Source organism: Halomonas flagellata (genome assembly GCF_022487945.1).
Taxonomy (GTDB): domain Bacteria; phylum Pseudomonadota; class Gammaproteobacteria; order Pseudomonadales; family Halomonadaceae; genus Halomonas; species Halomonas flagellata.
In genome coordinates, this window is the sequence record NZ_JAKVPY010000042.1 from 1 (window position 1) to 16,452 (window position 16,452).

At 49.7% G+C, this 16,452-nt stretch carries 14 protein-coding genes and 3 pseudogenes; 2 read left to right on the plus strand and 15 right to left on the minus strand.

Annotation, left to right across the window (positions count from 1 at the left end):
* From MKP05_RS20285 to MKP05_RS20355, 15 genes and pseudogenes are all read right to left on the minus strand, one after another.
* The coding region (locus MKP05_RS20285) for a Wzz/FepE/Etk N-terminal domain-containing protein (protein ID WP_240569984.1) at positions 1-915 on the minus strand (915 nt) is incomplete at its 3' end.
* 553 nt (positions 916-1,468) lie between these two features.
* Positions 1,469-1,756 (minus strand): annotated as a pseudogene (locus tag MKP05_RS20290) (sugar phosphate nucleotidyltransferase); the annotation flags it as partial.
* Between the two features lie 104 nt (positions 1,757-1,860).
* Positions 1,861-1,970, minus strand: a pseudogene (locus MKP05_RS21920) (IS200/IS605 family transposase); the annotation flags it as partial.
* Positions 1,971-2,507: 537 nt separating this feature from the next.
* A complete protein-coding gene (locus MKP05_RS20300; RefSeq protein ID WP_240569985.1) occupies positions 2,508-3,650 on the minus strand; it encodes a glycosyltransferase family 4 protein in 1,143 nt (380 codons plus the stop codon).
* The gene (locus tag MKP05_RS20305) at positions 3,613-4,329 is read right to left on the minus strand and encodes a hypothetical protein (RefSeq protein ID WP_240569986.1); all 717 of its coding nucleotides are present in this window, start codon (positions 4,327-4,329) and stop codon (positions 3,613-3,615) included. The genes MKP05_RS20300 and MKP05_RS20305 overlap by 38 nt, the downstream gene beginning before the upstream one ends.
* A 13-nt stretch (positions 4,330-4,342) precedes the next feature.
* Positions 4,343-5,221: a hypothetical protein gene (locus MKP05_RS20310; protein ID WP_240569987.1), complete on the minus strand. Its 879-nt coding sequence runs from the start codon at positions 5,219-5,221 to the stop codon at positions 4,343-4,345.
* A complete protein-coding gene (locus MKP05_RS20315) occupies positions 5,205-6,503 on the minus strand; it encodes a hypothetical protein (RefSeq protein WP_240569988.1) in 1,299 nt (432 codons plus the stop codon). Before MKP05_RS20315 ends, MKP05_RS20310 begins: the two co-directional genes overlap by 17 nt.
* A gap of 244 nt (positions 6,504-6,747) precedes the next feature.
* Positions 6,748-7,446: a hypothetical protein gene (locus tag MKP05_RS20320; protein ID WP_240569989.1), complete on the minus strand. Its 699-nt coding sequence runs from the start codon at positions 7,444-7,446 to the stop codon at positions 6,748-6,750.
* A gap of 528 nt (positions 7,447-7,974) precedes the next feature.
* The gene (locus MKP05_RS20325; protein ID WP_240569990.1) at positions 7,975-8,931 is read right to left on the minus strand and encodes a glycosyltransferase family 2 protein; all 957 of its coding nucleotides are present in this window, start codon (positions 8,929-8,931) and stop codon (positions 7,975-7,977) included.
* A gap of 47 nt (positions 8,932-8,978) precedes the next feature.
* Complete coding sequence (gene rfbC / locus MKP05_RS20330; RefSeq protein ID WP_240569991.1) at positions 8,979-9,527, minus strand: dTDP-4-dehydrorhamnose 3,5-epimerase; 549 nt, start codon at positions 9,525-9,527, stop codon at positions 8,979-8,981.
* 42 nt (positions 9,528-9,569) lie between these two features.
* Positions 9,570-10,886 carry an NAD(P)H-dependent oxidoreductase gene (locus MKP05_RS20335; RefSeq protein WP_240569992.1) on the minus strand — a complete coding sequence of 439 codons (1,317 nt, stop codon included), beginning with the start codon at positions 10,884-10,886 and terminating at the stop codon, positions 9,570-9,572.
* Positions 10,887-10,979: 93 nt separating this feature from the next.
* Positions 10,980-11,756: a glucose-1-phosphate cytidylyltransferase gene (gene rfbF, locus MKP05_RS20340; RefSeq protein ID WP_240569993.1), complete on the minus strand. Its 777-nt coding sequence runs from the start codon at positions 11,754-11,756 to the stop codon at positions 10,980-10,982.
* Between the two features lie 66 nt (positions 11,757-11,822).
* A complete protein-coding gene (locus MKP05_RS20345; RefSeq protein WP_240569994.1) occupies positions 11,823-12,869 on the minus strand; it encodes an NAD-dependent epimerase/dehydratase family protein in 1,047 nt (348 codons plus the stop codon).
* A gap of 59 nt (positions 12,870-12,928) precedes the next feature.
* Positions 12,929-14,068: a phosphotransferase gene (locus MKP05_RS20350; RefSeq protein ID WP_240569995.1), complete on the minus strand. Its 1,140-nt coding sequence runs from the start codon at positions 14,066-14,068 to the stop codon at positions 12,929-12,931.
* Positions 14,068-15,555, minus strand: coding sequence for a hypothetical protein (locus MKP05_RS20355; RefSeq protein ID WP_240569996.1), 1,488 nt, complete (start codon positions 15,553-15,555; stop codon positions 14,068-14,070). The genes MKP05_RS20350 and MKP05_RS20355 overlap by 1 nt, the downstream gene beginning before the upstream one ends.
* Here MKP05_RS20355 and MKP05_RS21985 point away from each other — a divergent pair.
* Together MKP05_RS21985 and MKP05_RS20360 are read left to right on the plus strand one after the other, a co-directional pair.
* The gene (locus MKP05_RS21985; protein ID WP_369127984.1) at positions 15,487-15,639 is read left to right on the plus strand and encodes a helix-turn-helix domain-containing protein; all 153 of its coding nucleotides are present in this window, start codon (positions 15,487-15,489) and stop codon (positions 15,637-15,639) included. The two genes, MKP05_RS20355 and MKP05_RS21985, sit on opposite strands and share 69 nt — an antisense overlap.
* A 34-nt stretch (positions 15,640-15,673) precedes the next feature.
* Positions 15,674-16,326 (plus strand): annotated as a pseudogene (locus MKP05_RS20360) (IS630 family transposase); the annotation flags it as partial.
* Positions 16,327-16,452: the final 126 nt, after the last annotated feature.

The window sequence follows — 16,452 nt, forward strand, 5'->3', positions numbered from 1 at the left end:
CTCGGCCGACTGGCGCCGGACATTCTGGGTGAGGAAGGTCTCCGCCACGGCATCCAGCGAGCGCCGGATCTCGTCGCGATCGGGCCCGGTCAGGGTCAGGCGCAACATCCCGGTGCTCGTGCCACGACCCATGCCCACTTCGGCCACGCTCAACCGGTCCCCCAGGTCGCGGATGGCCGAGACACGCCTGTGCTTGACGAGGGTGAACTCGGCCCCCGCGGGGGCCTCGAGGGCGGCTATGCGAAGCTGAATATCCCCCTCAATGAAACGAGCCAGCTCGCCCACCTGTCCTTCGCCGATGGGTCTGCGCCCCTCGTCGCCTAGCCAGAGAGAGTAGCGACCATCTTTCCCAGCCTTGACAATCAGCGGAGTTCCGCGTAGTCGGTCCGATACCTCCAGGCGACCGAGCTCTAGCCATTCGTCGCCCCAAACGACCGAATGAGGCTGCAGAATGCTTGGGAGACGGAGGCCGCCCTTCAAGGCATTGGGGAGAGAACTGGAAATATCGATACTGCCAGTGGCGAATGTTGGCCGCGGGATCCCATGCCGGTGAAGATAGCTACCAATGATTGGCAGGGCCTTTGGAACGACTTCCGTATCCAGCCCCATACGATCGACGACCTGCCCAAGTACCATGCGCGACTGCAGGATCTGCACCTCCGCCGCGGTGCTGCTCTCACGCTCCTCTCCCAGCATGCCGGCGGCCACGTCCTCGAGGGGGTTGACCGTGGCACGACGCTCTACTTGTACCAAGGCATCACCACGATAGATCGGCGTAGCGAGCATCGCATACACGGCTCCCACCGAAGCGAATATCAAGGTAATGAACAGGATTAGCCATTTATGATCTAGCAGCAGACCGAAGAATCGTCCTAGATCGAGGTCCTCATAGTTTTTGTCCACTATTCTGTTCATGATTACCACCATTCACATGGATCACTGAGACTTCGGAGTAGCAACCCTGACGCAACATGTTTCTAAAACCATACAGGCGACTTTTCATCACTTCACTGAAAATCTCAGACCTCAACATCAAGACCTTCTCAAGACACATTCCTTGATTACTTCGAAAACACGATCGACTTCACCCATGCTCAACCCGGGAAACACAGCACACTTCCCGAGACCTTCCTTGATATATCCCGCATCTCATCATCACCATTACTCGCAATATACAAAACTGACTCAAGAGATGGAAAAAATACCTCCGGGGAAAGAAGCCATGCTCATCCAGGGCTTTCTTCACCCCCATAAGAGCAAGTTCGCTATCGAATAGAACCGGGAAGTAAACGTAGTTTCTTGTGCAGCAAGCGCTTTGACGCTGTAGCCTGACCCATCCTTCCAGAGATTGCCGGCATTTACTGCAGATTTACTTACGAGCAGCAATAATATTGTCGATATCATCCAGAACACAAAGCCCATGGCCGCTTGAAACACATGCATCTTGCAGTTAATTCCAAGAGAAACGATACTCGAATCCAATGATGAATGCCTGTGCTAACCCATCCGGGCTAGGCTGAACGGCATAAGTGAAGTTCACCCCGAACTGACTTCCATCGCCTAGAAGTCTCTGGAAGCAATACTGCTCATCCGGGGTAGTAATGATCAAAATATCCTGAATACCCACCAGCATAAGCACAGACAATGGATAGTAGATCATCGGCTTATCGTAGATGGGAAGTAGCTGTTTAGATATACCCATTGTGATTGGATAAAGCCGTGTCCCGGAACCTCCCGCCAGAATAATGCCTTTCATGTTCATGCAACCTCCCTTCCCGAAACCCCCAATCGATCACGTTGATAGCTGCCATCCTACACTCGCCAGCACCAGTCAAGGTTGTCAAGGAACTACTCAACTGTAAGGTGCTTGCGTATACCACCGAAAATCACTTTCTTTCGCTTTTTCGGGATGAAAGCAACATGATACCTGCAATTCCATGTCGTATAAGCAGACTCTGGTACTCTCTCACTGGGAACTTCCTATCTCTTTGCCGAGATTGGAGGTTCCCTGTGACCGCATCACACGGTCAAACCTCGAGTAGTACCCCGGCAAACCCGGGAGATTACCTTATTTATTACATCTATGTCTCGTCCACAAGGCATCCTGGAAAGGGGAAACAGAGAAGAATACTTTACGTAATTCAATCAGCGCCTGTCCATTCTGAAGAATAAATCATAATCAACTCCCGAAGGACATCACAATCTATCATATCAGAATCTCCATTCTACTGAATGGCTATTTACAACCTGTGGCAATGTATTCTTATTGCTGGTCCACATGAACGTTTATCCACGACAAGATGCTCGAATACATAGAAATGAACTACAAACTGCAACACCCTGTAATTATGCTGATCAGGATCGATGTCTTGGATATAGAACAAGTTCTTCAGTGCTGTCAAGACTATCTGGTACAATTACACCAGCACGGGACTGGCGCTAACGTCAAGTTCATCCTGTAGACACCAAGGAATAGGACTCAGGCAGAAAGATTTAAGGACAGATAATCACGGCAGGCTTTTATAAAAAGCAACAAGTTCATTATTAATCACATTCCTATCAAACCGTCTTGCCCAACTCGGTCCATTTTCACCATGTTTTTTCAATATATCTGGATAATCCAGATAACGAATAATGGTTCTCTTCAAGGCATCCTTATCCCCCACAGACACAACAGTTCCATTATAGTCATCCTTGACAGCATCACGACTACCTGTTCCGTTAGAAGTAATTACAGGCAACCCCAAATATGCAGCTTCAACTAAAGTGTTACCAAACCCCTCCCAGTGAGAAGGCATGCAGAACAGATTCATTACCTTCATATATGCCGCCACATTATTTTGATACCCCACATTAATGATATGGTCATGATTGCGGATCATATTCAGACACCACTCGGAAATAGGTTGCGCCTTTTCAAACCCTCCAACCAGAAGCAACTTTATATTAGGTCTCGATTGGGATATCTCTATGAAAGCAGACACCAGCTCTTCAATCCCTTTTCTCGGGATTATCCTGCCAACGAACCCAATGACAAAATCTTGCTGCTGAATGCCATATGCCGCCTTGATTGTCTCGCAACTCGGTCCATGGCTTTCTCCATCCCTCAATCTACCAAAAGAGACGCCACAACTACCCATTCCCAGCATGCGGGACTTGCTTTCCGAAAAAAACCCCGATGAGATTCCAAGATGACGAACACTGGGACTGACACATATGACGTGAGTAGCCAAATGGCATGTAATTCGCTCCACTAGAATTTGAATAGCGCGCGATAAACCGTGAAGGGATTCGTGCCTGAATCCATGCTGTGTGTAGATTCTGTATGGAACCCCGGACACCCAGGCTGCCAACATGCTTAACAATGAAGCTTTAGGGGTTCCGGCATTTACTATGAAGGGTTTCTCTCTCATGAAAATAGATACAAGAGAAATCAGACATGTCACATCATTACCAATATCTATCTCCCTGCTGAATGGCACCTCTTTGAATTTCGTTTGTTCATTGGCAGAGATCTTTGATGAATTAGGACCACCCTTGCAAATCAGGATAGTATCAAACCCTGATGCTTGGGCGCACACGAAATGACCTTCCAGGAAGATGACACTACCATCACTTGTCACAGTGGTAATGATTTTTCTTTTGGCCATTTGATTTCACCAGATCAAGGATAATAGTATTTGTTCTCTCATTGGAGCTATCGCTTCCATCATTGGAAAGAAAAATCATCCCTGACACGGAACGTAGACCCTTTATGGAAGAATACAGAAGTTCTAAAGACGCCATGGATTCTCTGATATTTAAATCGGATAGATTCCTCTTTCTCATTCTTTTAGCAAGGACAATCTCAGGCGGGGCTATGCAGACCAGAATATACAGAGATGGGTCTATATGTTTTATCGCATTGTCAATCAATCTGTAAAAGACCTTTAGAGACGGTTCCTTATCCGTAGAGTAGTAAATCAATGGCCAACCAATCTGAAAGATACCTTGCTCAACTACAGCTGGTAATGACTCATATCTGCATTTATTCAAAAAATCAAGCAAATGAGAGTAATTAATCAAAATAGACCAAACTATCAATTTGGATTTATACTCATTGGAAAATATCAGTGAACCCAATCCTATAAATTCTCGCGGGCTTCTGATCATGAATTTGAAAGTGGATATCATTTTTTTTATTATACGGAAAAAATTGACGTCACCACTTGAAAACTCTGCATAACTAATAACTTTGGAGGCTTCCGATCTCAAAAGTGATTCGAGCTTCAAGGATGAAAAGGTTTTACCGGAACCCGGCACTCCAATAAACTCAATGATGTAAGGCATAGCCGACCTACCTTCATTTATTGTGGAACTTTACCGGCGTGCTGAATAGCCAGAAGATTCTTATAAGAGAGTATTTTAGCAACCCGAGCTCTTTGCGTTTGGATTTTCTTTTCCGGGAAAGAAACTCGGCTGTCTCGTTATTTTTCTTATCATGGCCTTTATCAGGAATGAATGAGTCCATGGCAAGGATTTGATGCATCAGATCGTTGCTGATGTTTGATGCATAATGAAATACTCGCACTCTCTTTAACCATTTCTTTCTATTCAAGAATGGATCCGTATCATTCCAACGCTTCTCTAAGCCCAGAAACCTAACATCCGATTTAAACACAGCCTCCACCAGCGACACTTGATCATACTCAACACCGATACTGTTATAACTTTTGTTCCATTTGGAAAAGAAATGATCGACTGCTTCAGACTTCTTGAAAAGAATCACTCCACTGTTCCAGTGAGGAAGGTTAGAAACCAGTTCACCTCCTAAAATAGACACATCTCCTTTGCCCTTTCTCTCTTGAGGGTAGGGATTAACCCGCATCGCTACATCAAAGTGATCCAGGAGAAACTCACCAACTGCAAGATCTTTCATTATCAATGTATCAGAGTCCAGGAAGACCGCCTTTTGGTAAGAAGAATATTCATGCAAGCGACTCTTTATATTTCTATTTTCTGTCGTAACAAGATCAATAAAGATGATCGTATCAAGATCTTCAGATAAGAAATCGATTTTATTGAGCAGCAGTTCCACATTAGTGACTACGGTAACTGGCATTGAAGGACTTACCGACTTCAAGGTCTTGATCGATAGTAATGTCATTGCCAAATATGGCCGCCCCATGGCAACATATATCGCACCGAACCTTCTGTTAATGGTATTATTCTGTTTTTCCATTTTCTTTCCAGCCATTTAAAGTCGTCACATAAAGCAGGCATGCCAAGGATAAGATTATCCAAGGTTGCATCCGGTCAATATCACTTGATGTCGAGACAGACAGGAGAATATAAATTAATGTTGCTAAAGGATAAATAGCGCCTATGCAAAAGGACTGAAATATTTTTACCATTAAGAACAGAATAATGGGAAAAATGCCAATCACACCAAAAGCTATAAAACCCCCTATCCAGAATGAATGTGGGTTGCCAAATGTTCCTAACCCGATCCCAAATAACATGTCAAGAACATCCATGCCATCTAAGTATGAACTCCACATCAATAGCCTACCGTTATTATCAATATTGACAGCCTTTAAAACCCTTAACGATTCGACTGAATCAGGAACAAATGGTAATCCAGCCACACCAAACATTGAGAAGTAAAATATCAATGAGGAAAAAACAAGAACTAAAACAGAAACCCATACTACAAATCGTGCGGGCAGTTTACTGAAATTTCTTACTAGATAAATAAAAAGCCCTATTGTTATAGACACAACAGTTGCTATTAATGGCATTCTTGAGCCGGCATAGACCATGGCAAGCAAGACACACAAGGAAGATACCAGATAAAGAACCTTAGATAGTATTCCATTTTTTTCTATTATAAGAGACAACATAGTTAACGTAAGGACAGATCCCAGCACTGTGGTCAATAATCTCGGGGAACTTTGTGTATCACCAACAGCAAAGCTCATCTCAGATGTTCTCGCTAATGAAAGTTCCTGTGAAGTGAATAATAAAAAAACGGCTGCCCCCATACATAATCCAGCAAAAGCTATTGCTGATAAAAGATTATTTTCCAGATCCTGGGGAGCATGGTCTTCTGAGAAGCCCAGAAGGAAAAGGCTGTAGACAAGGACAGATATTAAGCCAAAATATCTTTCTAGATATAAAGAATCAGCTAGCAAGTGCATGAATGACAGTGTTAACACTAACAAAACCAAGATCCCAAATGGCATGTATATCCTTAGCACTCCCCGTGTAAAAATCTGATATGTGGCTCCAAGCAATGCTGAAAGAACAATAAACCATCCATAGTGCACTCCTGAGTATATCCCGATTAGTTGAAAGCCTGATCCAAACAAGACCAGTGGAACCGAGTAGTAGACACTCTTTGATGTAACAACCAACGTAACAATAAAAGCGAATATTAAACTAAGTGGGATTGACACATAAGACAAGGCAGATACAACTGCAACCGGCATAAACATGTACGATAACTTCAATTCATTTTTCATAAAAACATTACCTAACATAATTTTCCTGACGAAATCAAGAACGAGGATTTCTCACCCATACTGATTAATAGAGGTTGACTACTAATCACCATACCAATCATCTACATTGCTCCAATTAAAGCAAGATTAGTCACGTCTTGTATGTATAAACAATTACCGGGAAAATAGGTGTTTGGTAAAGAATATGCAGAAGAACAATAAAAAGTGCATGTGTAAAAAGCCTTGAAAGATAGTTGCTGCACACTTATTTTATTAATTCATTTACAGTTAGAGAGGATAGAAAATCGACAATCTGCTCAACAACGATATCGTCATTCATACTTGCATCGATGGTGATTGCGGGAAAATATCTTTCCTTCATGAGTAAGGTCAGATTTTCGCCCTTCTCTAAAAACTTCATGTTGAACCTTGATAATTCCTCATCCGTCTTTCCGTTGTGATATGATAGCAAAGCTCCACTTTTTGCAGCCCTATCTCGGATGCGGTTATTGATAAACGTCGGCGATGCAGCCAGGTTAATGACCGCACGCCTTCGCATAATAAAATCGAAATTGTCTGGTCTGTCTCTGGGCATCTCACATAATTCATTTATGAAGTGTTGACTTAGCCCCTCATCGACAAGCACACCCCAATTAGCACTATGAATATTGAGATCATACAGAATTTTTATCGATTTCTTTTGGAGCACGCCAATATCATCCAACCGCATTGCCGCCAGGGAGAGTAAATAGGCTCTAGATATACACACCCTTCTTGTTTGATCAAATTTTTGACGACTGGCATGGATAACAGATTTTTTTATTAAGCATTTGATCAAGTAAGATTTACCTATTCCCGGGGGGCCTATCAAATCAACAACGAGTGGAACAGAATCGCATATTCTCCATCGATAAACACTGAAGCCAGCTCTATTATAGAATATATTTGAGATCGTGTCTTTCATTACATCTTTCTCATATATAAGCAATCAACACACGGCTAATGCACGATTTTAATCAGTCAACTCCCCAAACTTCCAAGCACTATAGGGCCTGAAGGCAGCTAACCCATATGACATCCGGAGTTCGACAGTTAGAAGCGTAAACTACTGATTTACCTGAAAATACGTTGCCAAAATTGGCACTACAAGCGTGATGCGGTTGGTGCCGGCGGGCCGATGGCCTCGAAGAGGTCGCGTTGTTCAGGCTCCAGCTTGGTCAGGCCGCTCGCCGTCTCCCTACTGGCAGGGATAAGAAGGGAAGCAGCGCCATCATGAAAGCATATTGGTTGGCCGAATGCGTCGAGTCCCAGATATCGGGCCAAGAGAATGCTTGTCGCAAGTCCGAGAGGGATTGCAAAGATCCGGATGGCACCCACCGTCAGGAAACTCCTGACCAACTGATTTCGCAAGTTCATTGAGACTTTTTACCAGCAATTGATAAAGAGCATCCAGCATTAGTGGCACGATCAACAAAGCGGCAGGGTAGTACACTCAAGGGAGAAGCTGATGCATCTCGACGCCGAGAGAATCGATGGAAGCATCGACCTGTTCGATCCCGGGGGAAAAGTACAGGCTCGATAGAGCTCCCTGAAATACGATCACGGCCTTACCAAACTGCCTGTTCCCCAATAGCCGACACAACAGACGGATCAGAGAAAAAAGCAACAGCGGAAAACGACGCCAGGGTTGATATTTCCTGGCGATGAAGAGGTTGTTGCGAATGAGGTTTCGGTGATAGCGAAGACGCATCGGATTGCGCTCAGAGGTGATTCTAATCGGACCGCCTTCCTGACGCAGGTGAAGCACCCGGCTATCGCCGACCAAGAACCCTGGTGCCTGCTGGCTGATTCTCAACGTGAACTCGGCGTCTTCTCCCCAGATGAACATGGAAGCGATGGGCAAGCCATAACACTCCAAGATGATGCGCGGGACAAGTATCGAAATAAAGCAGGCCCTATCTACGGCGACCAAGCGTTGGTCGAGTAGGACAGACCAGTCACGGTATCCGATCTGGTTCTTGATTCGGCTTGGCTCCGGCGTATTAGTAACGTACCCCGACTCTGTAAATGCCGAGGAGACCAGGAAGGAGCGCTCGATGCCCTTCTCGGCAAGTACAGCATCAGCTTCCAGGAGATGCTCCAAGGCCTCCGGTTCGGGCAGAACATCATCGTCCATCATCCAGACAAAGTCGGCTCCATTCTGGTACGCTAGACGAAAGCCCGCATTGAAACCACCAGCAGCCCCAATATTTCGTGAAAGCGTATAAAGCTGCAGAGCTGGATAGTCGGAGTCGAGCAGCATTTCTTTGGTACCATCGTCACTTGCATTGTCAATGACAATAACATAATCACATGCACGGCTCTGTGAATAAACCGCGTCAAGGCAACGCTTGAGAAGTTCTTGACGATTGTATGTAAGAATGACAGCGGCCACCTTATCCCTGTCCATAGTCTCTCACTCATAATATTGACAATGGGGTATTGTTGACTCTTTACTCAGAAGAGCGAAGCGACACGATCCGACAACAAAGGCCAAGCCATATCCTTTTCGGAGATGACTGTCACTGGAGCTGGCCATTTGATTGCTAGTTCATTATCGTCATACCTCAGTCCATCCTCAGCCTGTGGTGCATAAGCAGCTGAAACTAGGTAGCTCACTTCCACATTATCACACAGTGTAATGAACGAATGGGCAAAACCTGGTGGAACATAGAGCTGACAATAGTTCTCCTCACTAAGTTCAAAGGCCTGATGCATTAGATAAGTAGGAGAATTTTCTCTAATATCCACTATGACATCAGATATACCTCCGCTGACACAACGCACGAGCTTTGCTTCGGCATGGGGTTTTCTCTGGTAATGCAAGCCTCTCAATGTGCCTTTTCTAGCAGAAAATGAAGTATTCTGTTGAACAAATTCGCTGATAATCCCATGCTTATCAAATTCCTCTTTGCACATCGTCCGTGCAAAAAACCCTCGCTCATCTCCATGTGGCTCCAAAGCAATCAGGTAAGCATCCTTGAGCCGTGTTTCGTGAAATACCATACCCCTCTCCTTAACATCATGGTGTAACTGTATTTCCTATCATCATAGAGGAAATATTTGTTCCTGCTCATCATAAAGCTTATCCACTAGGCGCCCTACAGGAATGTCCACATCCAGGAAGGTAAGAGGCGCATCTTTTTTCACGGGCCTTGCCATCGTGCAACCGAGTGCTAACCCGATGGGTAACAAGTTATCCCTTCTGATTTCACCGATGTTTTCGGCGATGCCATAGACCTCATAACCACCAAATTCAATGATCGTATCGCCCGGGAAGAGATCCTTCTTGGCCATTGCAATGACACCGACTCGCGGCCCTTGAAGCGGTGCCAGCACCGCATCCCGGAACAGTACGGCCCGGGCCACGGAGGTCGGCACCTCGAAATGGCAGAGGTGATAAGGCGTGTAGAAGCAGTAATGCGGGCCCCTGCCCAGCTTGTAGAGCTCGAGGTAGTGGCGCTGCCGAGGATCCTCGTGCCGCCCGAGAACGAAGATTCCCGGCCCAGGCCTGGCGCCCACCACATAATCCACGTACCGCGCCTCGGCAGACTCTAGGTAAGGCTCGAAGGCTTCGGCCGCTTGTTCGATGGTCACCAGGGGCGCCCCCGGGTCGCCGCCGGAAAAGTCCGGTCCGAGCATGCCCCGGCGTGCAACTCGCATCCCGGTACCATTGGCCACCACCGCTTGTTCGAAGGAGATCTTGGTGCCATCGGCGAAGGACGCAACCATCGCCGGTTTCTGACCCCAGCGCCTGGCGAAGGCCTCCTGGGTCGTGGGGTTGCGATGGGGATCATGTAGCCCCTTGATGTTGCCGCACAGAACCGGCGTGACCCCGAGCCCGCTGACGAAACGATACAGGTTCATCTGGACCCCGGGCTGATCGCCGTCGGCGAAGGTGTAGATGACACCGGCCTCATCGGCCTTCGTCTTGAGGATGGGACCAATGGTGCCGTCCAGCTCAGCGTTCATCTGGATCACGTCCTTGCCGCTCTCGATTGCCGTAAGCACTACCTGGGCGGCATGCTCCACAGAGCCGGTCACTTCGATCACCGCGTCCAGCCCTTCGGCACCGGCCAGGGCCACGGCATCCTCGGTGATCGCGGGCACCCCCGAGGCGATCGCCTCTTCGAGGGCCGCCCGCGTCTCACAGGGGCGTGCTTCCCTGTCTATCTGGGCAAAGACGTCCCTGGCTGCCTGGATGTGACGATTGGCGACGGCACACAGACGCATGCCCGGCGTGGCCGTCATGATCTGCAAACCGATGCCACGGCCCTGAAAGCCGGCTCCGATCATGCCGACCCGAATGGGGTGACCGTCTGACTCGCGCTTGGCCAGCGCCTTATCCACTATGATCATGAGCATGCCGCGAGTCGGAAAGCCCCGAACTCGCTTCCTCCCTGCAGTTAGCTGATATGGAGGGGAACGGTGTAACGTGGTGTCGTCGGCCGGGCGGCGTCAATCCCGCCAGACCTTCCAGCGCGGGTCTTCCGACCAGGCCGCCTCGAGAACCATCTTGTCGCGCAGTGAATCCATGCTCTGCCAATAGCCATCATGATGGAAATACCCCAGCTTGCCGAGCTCAACCATTCGCTTCATGGGTGTGTTTTCCCACACAGTCTGATCATCGTCGATCAACTCGAACACCTCGGGCTCGCAAACGAAGAAACCGCCATTGATCAACCCCCCATCGGTGGGTCCCTTTTCCCTGAACCCGCTGACTACGTGGTTATTTTCATTGACGTGAAGTGCTCCATAACGTCCCGGTTGCACGACTGCTGTCAGAGTGCACCAGTTCTTTGAAGCCTGATGCTCGTTCACTAGTGCAGTAATATCGACATCGCTTAGTCCATCACCATAGGTCAGACAGAAGGTGTCATCAGATAAGAGATGCCGTGCTCGCTTGAGACGTCCGCCAGTCATGGCATCGCCACCTGTATCCAATACGGTAATCTTCCAGTCTTCCGAGTTACTATCCAGCCACTCGACGACTCCCGACCCCAGATCTATGGTGTAGTCGCTACAATGCCCTCGATAGTTCAGGAAGTAGTCTCTAATGTATTCAACCTTGTAGCCTCCAAGGATCACGAACTCATTGAACCCATAATGAGAATACATCTTCATTATATGCCAGAGTATTGGTTTTCCGCCGATTTCCACCATCGGCTTGGGGCGAATCGTCGTCTCTTCGCTCAGGCGAGTCCCGAAACCACCCGCAAAGATTACTACCTTCATGATGCTACCCTCCTGTCGTCAACGCGATGGGAGGACCGCGAACCCGGTCCCCTGCCCGTGCTTCAATCAAGGCCCCTTCCAGGTCAGATCTCGTGACAGACGTCCCTCTTCGATGTGTGCCTGCAATGCATTCAACCGCATGAGAGAAGACGCCCGGAAATCAGGATCCGCGAATCGCATCCGCCGAAGCCCCTCGACCAGACCGTCAATGGATTGTGCCAACGAGTTTCTTGGCTGGTGGTCGGGCGCCAATCGGGAGAACAGGTCGAAGTCCACCCGGTATGAACGATTGTCCTCGGCCGCCTCCTGATTGATACTTACCTCCGTTCCCGGTACTTGATCGGCAACGGCGAAGGCCAGCTCACGGACCTGATGGTTGCGGGCATTCGCGCCGACATTGATGCTCAGGACCCTGCCTCCATTGTCCGGGAGACGGAGCACCGCCCAGTCGATGGCCCTCGCCATGTCCACCACATCGATCAAGGGACGCCAAGGGGTGCCGTCACTGAGGACGCTGATGTGTCTCTGGGTGAGGGCACTGGCCACGAAGTCATTAAGGACCAGATCGAGCCTCAGCCGGTCGGACATGCCACAGGCCGTCGCGAAGCGCAGGCTGGTGATGACCATGTCGCCACCGATATTCGCCAGGCCCTGCTCGGCACCGACCTTCGAACGGGCATAGTCGGTAAGGGGAGCCAGCTCATCGGTCTCACGACGCGGCGCCCCGGCAGCGCAGCCGTAGATGCTGCAGCTCGAGGCAAAGACGAAGTTCCGAACGCCTGCTCGAGACGCCGCCCGAGCCAGGCGCAGCGTAGCCGCCTGGTTGATCGCCATCGTCTCCTCCGAGAAGCGGCTCCCCATGGGATCGTTGGAGACGGCGGCCAGCTGCACCACCGCGGTGTAGCCTTCCAATAACCGTTCCGGCAGGAAACGAACGTCCCCGAAGTACTGACGATCCAGGCGAGACTCTGGCAGTTGCGACGCCCCGGTCAGACAGTGAGCAAAATAGGCGTTGTCATAGCCGTGGAGGATGGTGGATGGATGCCGTGCGGCCAATTCACGCACCACCCCTGGCCCCACGTATCCCATGTTGCCTATGATCAAGATTTTCATACTCCTTCCTCCTGGCTGCACCAGTTCATGCGTGGCGATAGCCGATGTGCCATCGCGAATCAGTGAAGTCCTTCTGTGACCCGATGCAGGTACCGAATACACTCCAGGAGAAAAGCATCACCTTTGCCGGGTTTGAACTTTCGGCAATAAAAGATTGACGTGAAGTACACCGTATTCGCCACCAGTTTGTCGCGTCGAGACCACGTCGGATAGATACGTTCAATTAGCCTCTCATTGTGTTGCATAAGGTCGTCAAAACCCACGAAATCAACGGCATTGAGCGTCGCCCAAGCCAAGTCGAACCCCACCGGGTAATATCCGCAGCGGTCCCAGTCCCACACCCATCCATCTCTGCTGAAATTCACAGCCACTAGGTCCCCATGACTGATAACTCGTCGATCATCGACTGGTTTTTCTTCGACAAGGGCATGTAGCTCAGGATGAGCCTGGCTCGATAATCGACGCACCAGATGATGCAAGTAGCAGTGACCTTCGCGAAATGCCTGCACCGATGCATAGTCAAGGACCTCAGGATAGCGGATCCTTATATCGAAACACTCAAGGTTACTCAACTCGTGAAAGATGGTCACAATCGTCGCCAATCGATCGTCCTGGGAGAAATCCAAACACCCGGCTTCCGCGACATCAAGATGCTCATAATATACGGCAGCAAGATGCTTCCCTTGGTGCATGTCGCGTATCCCTGGCGTCTTGATGAACTCACCATTCAGTTTCGGCACAAGGAATGTCATGAAAAATGACAGCCTCGAATAATCGTCTGAAGGCTTGAACAACACCTTCTCGAAGAGGCACTGCCCCTCCGTGTCCCATAACTGCCGATAGACATTCAGGGAATGTTCGCCCCATCCCTTGCCCATGAATCGACGCTTTAGGCTTGGCTTAAGGCATAGGTCCGGATCGTAAGCCTGACAGGCTTGCTCGAAGCGACCATGATCCTCGAGATGGCAGTAGAGCCGTGCCAGCCGCCATAGATCCCGACGCCCGGCCTTGCCACGCATGAGTGCACGATAGCTAACGAATGCTGGCCAATTGGCTCTGGAACGGAAGAAGGTCACCGTCTTAACCGTGGAGGGCAAAAAACCGAGGTAGCCACGGTTCACGAGGAAGAATACAGCGCCAAGGCCCTGCCGAATCAGTAGAAAGACAACCCGTCCAGGCGATATAATCGGCTCCATCATCATTGATTCTCTTGTCGACGAGCCCAGGGACTCAACAGGATTTTTTTGGCCATCCGCCCGATGACCTGAGTTTTTTCCCTCCCCGGAAGGAGGACGAAGCGCCCCAGCTTGCCGAGAAGCCTTTGCCCAATAAGACCCGCCCGTACCGAGGATGGAGAGGGCAACTGGAGCCGTGCCTTGAGATTCCCTTTGACTCCGGGATCAAGTGGTTTCGTGTAGGAATAGCCATTGGGAATCATGAAGCCGCTAAGAATACTGCAAGCCGCCAAGGTATCCCTCATGGCTTGGGGCTTTAACCAGTCGAGTCCCATCTCCCGGACCAAACCATTCAACTGTTTGCTCCGTCTTCTCGTGACTCCACCCTCATGGATCAGGGCGTGATACAAAAGGCCAAAGAAGTGATCTTCGATAGTTGGTACATATAGATCGCCGGTGAATCGCCGGTTTGACAACATCCTTATCTGCCACTTGGTGTCAAAATAACCATCCCCCACCACCCTGACATAAACGCTAAACTGCTTGCCGCCAACGACCAGAAGATACCTTTCCGCCCTCCCTTTTTCTCTCTTCAGATTAGCGGCTGCCTTGAAGCGCAAAAGATCATCGCAGAGAAAGGTGATGGCATCGGCATCGAGAAATGCTGGCAGCCCCTCGAAGTCATACAGGACCAAGTAGTCGACACAGCGATTCATGACCGAGAAGAAGTGTGCCCAGTCGTACCAGCCATGACAGCCCTCAAGATCCTTGTCGAGGAGCTTCTTGACTCTTTCTATCCCACCCAGGGCCTTCTCGAGGTTGTCCACCCCGAGAATCAAGACACTCTGGTACAGGCACTCCCTCATGTTCGTACTCGAGTGGACCTGGTATTTCTCATGGAACCAGGAGCGGAACTCCTCCTTCAACGAAATGACATCGGCATTGGCAGGTTCGACCAACTGGGACACGGACCTGACCCAAGTGTAACGAGGCGAAGTATCTTCTACCAGAACGAACCTGAAAGGAGGACGACCCACCTTGGCCAGCGCTCTGTCGGCGTTCCTGGGCGCATTCTTCTCGTAGAGGCGAGACAAGTCTTGCATAAGGTGTTCACTTTCCCATACCACCTCGTAGTCCCCCAAGATTCGGAAGCGCGCTTCCAGAGCCGATAGCATGTCGTCTTCTCTCCGACGCCCCCTTTCCCAGATGAGAAAACAGGCCAAGTCACCGGGCTTCCCACTACATCCCGAAACATCGCCCACGCAGCTACCCTCTCGACCAGAAACGGCACTGACACTTGTTTCAGCATCGTGAGTGGTTAGGAGGTAAGTGACAGAACATAAGTTTTTGTGCATGATGTCTCTCTTTTTTTCCGGCATCAGGACGTGCAGATGGGACACCGCTTTGTTCGCTCTCTCACCACCGTTGAGCAAGAGGCCTTGATGAAAGCATATCGGTACGCCGAAAAACCCGCTCTGCGCCGGCGTGCCCATGGCATCCTTCTCAGCCACAAGGGGCACACCATCGAGCAGATCTGCGAGATTCTATCCGTCATTCGAAACACGGTAAGTGCCTGGTCTGAAGTTTTCGCGTAATATCTATGTCAGGATCTCTGACACAAATGGAACCATGGCAAGGCGCTTCGTTGCCCCTCTCACTGAATCTGAACAGCAGCCGCTGACCTCCGCTTATCATCATGGTGAGAAGCGCGCCCTACGTCGGCGTGCGCATGCCATCCTGCTGAGTGATCAAAGCCATACCATCAACCAAATCAGTGAGATACAGCAAGTCCGGCGCGATGCCGTATCACGATGGCTCAAGCAGTGGGAAGCGTCGGGCCTCGACGGGCTGATCGACAAGCCCCGCAGTGGCCGCACGCCGATCCTGGATGAGCACGACCACCAGCGACTGCAGGAGTTGGTCGCCGGGCAGCCTCATCAGATTCGATCTTTGCAGGCTCGCCTACAAGAAGAGATCGGCAAGACAGTCAGCACGGTGACCCTTCGCCGGGCATTGAAAAAAAAATCGCCATAGCTTCAAGCGCGTCCGGCATTCACTGAAGGCGCGGCGTGACGAAACGGATTTCCGCAACACTCAGGGCCTCCTCAAGGCGCTTCACAAGCGGGAAGACCAGGGCGAGAACGAGCTCTATTACTTTGATGAATCAGGATTTTCACAATCGTCGTCGGTGCCATACGCGTGGAGCCCCATCGGCAAACCCTGCAAGGTGACCGCGTACTCACATAACCGAAAGGCTGAACGTACTGAGGTTCCTCAGCCGCCCCCAGTGTCAGGATGAGTGTCGTGCCCTCTGATACCCTGTTCTTAACATCCAGGGGGCGATAGGAGCCGCTCATGCCTCGCTACTCCGAGGAACGCCGACAAGCCGTGGTGGCCAAGCTGCTGCC

Bases quoted from the DNA above. Each gene is read 5' to 3' on its own strand.
- MKP05_RS20300 (WP_240569985.1), bottom strand. From the start codon at position 3,650: ATGGCCAAAAGAAAAATCATTACCACTGTGACAAGTGATGGTAGTGTC.
- MKP05_RS20305 (WP_240569986.1), bottom strand. From the start codon at position 4,329: ATGCCTTACATCATTGAGTTTATTGGAGTGCCGGGTTCCGGTAAAACC.
- MKP05_RS20310 (WP_240569987.1), bottom strand. From the start codon at position 5,221: ATGGAAAAACAGAATAATACCATTAACAGAAGGTTCGGTGCGATATAT.
- MKP05_RS20315 (WP_240569988.1), bottom strand. From the start codon at position 6,503: ATGAAAAATGAATTGAAGTTATCGTACATGTTTATGCCGGTTGCAGTT.
- MKP05_RS20320 (WP_240569989.1), bottom strand. From the start codon at position 7,446: ATGAAAGACACGATCTCAAATATATTCTATAATAGAGCTGGCTTCAGT.
- MKP05_RS20325 (WP_240569990.1), bottom strand. From the start codon at position 8,931: ATGGACAGGGATAAGGTGGCCGCTGTCATTCTTACATACAATCGTCAA.
- rfbC (WP_240569991.1), bottom strand. From the start codon at position 9,527: ATGGTATTTCACGAAACACGGCTCAAGGATGCTTACCTGATTGCTTTG.
- MKP05_RS20335 (WP_240569992.1), bottom strand. From the start codon at position 10,886: ATGCTCATGATCATAGTGGATAAGGCGCTGGCCAAGCGCGAGTCAGAC.
- rfbF (WP_240569993.1), bottom strand. From the start codon at position 11,756: ATGAAGGTAGTAATCTTTGCGGGTGGTTTCGGGACTCGCCTGAGCGAA.
- MKP05_RS20345 (WP_240569994.1), bottom strand. From the start codon at position 12,869: ATGAAAATCTTGATCATAGGCAACATGGGATACGTGGGGCCAGGGGTG.
- MKP05_RS20350 (WP_240569995.1), bottom strand. From the start codon at position 14,068: ATGATGGAGCCGATTATATCGCCTGGACGGGTTGTCTTTCTACTGATT.
- MKP05_RS21985 (WP_369127984.1), top strand. From the start codon at position 15,487: ATGAAAGCATATCGGTACGCCGAAAAACCCGCTCTGCGCCGGCGTGCC.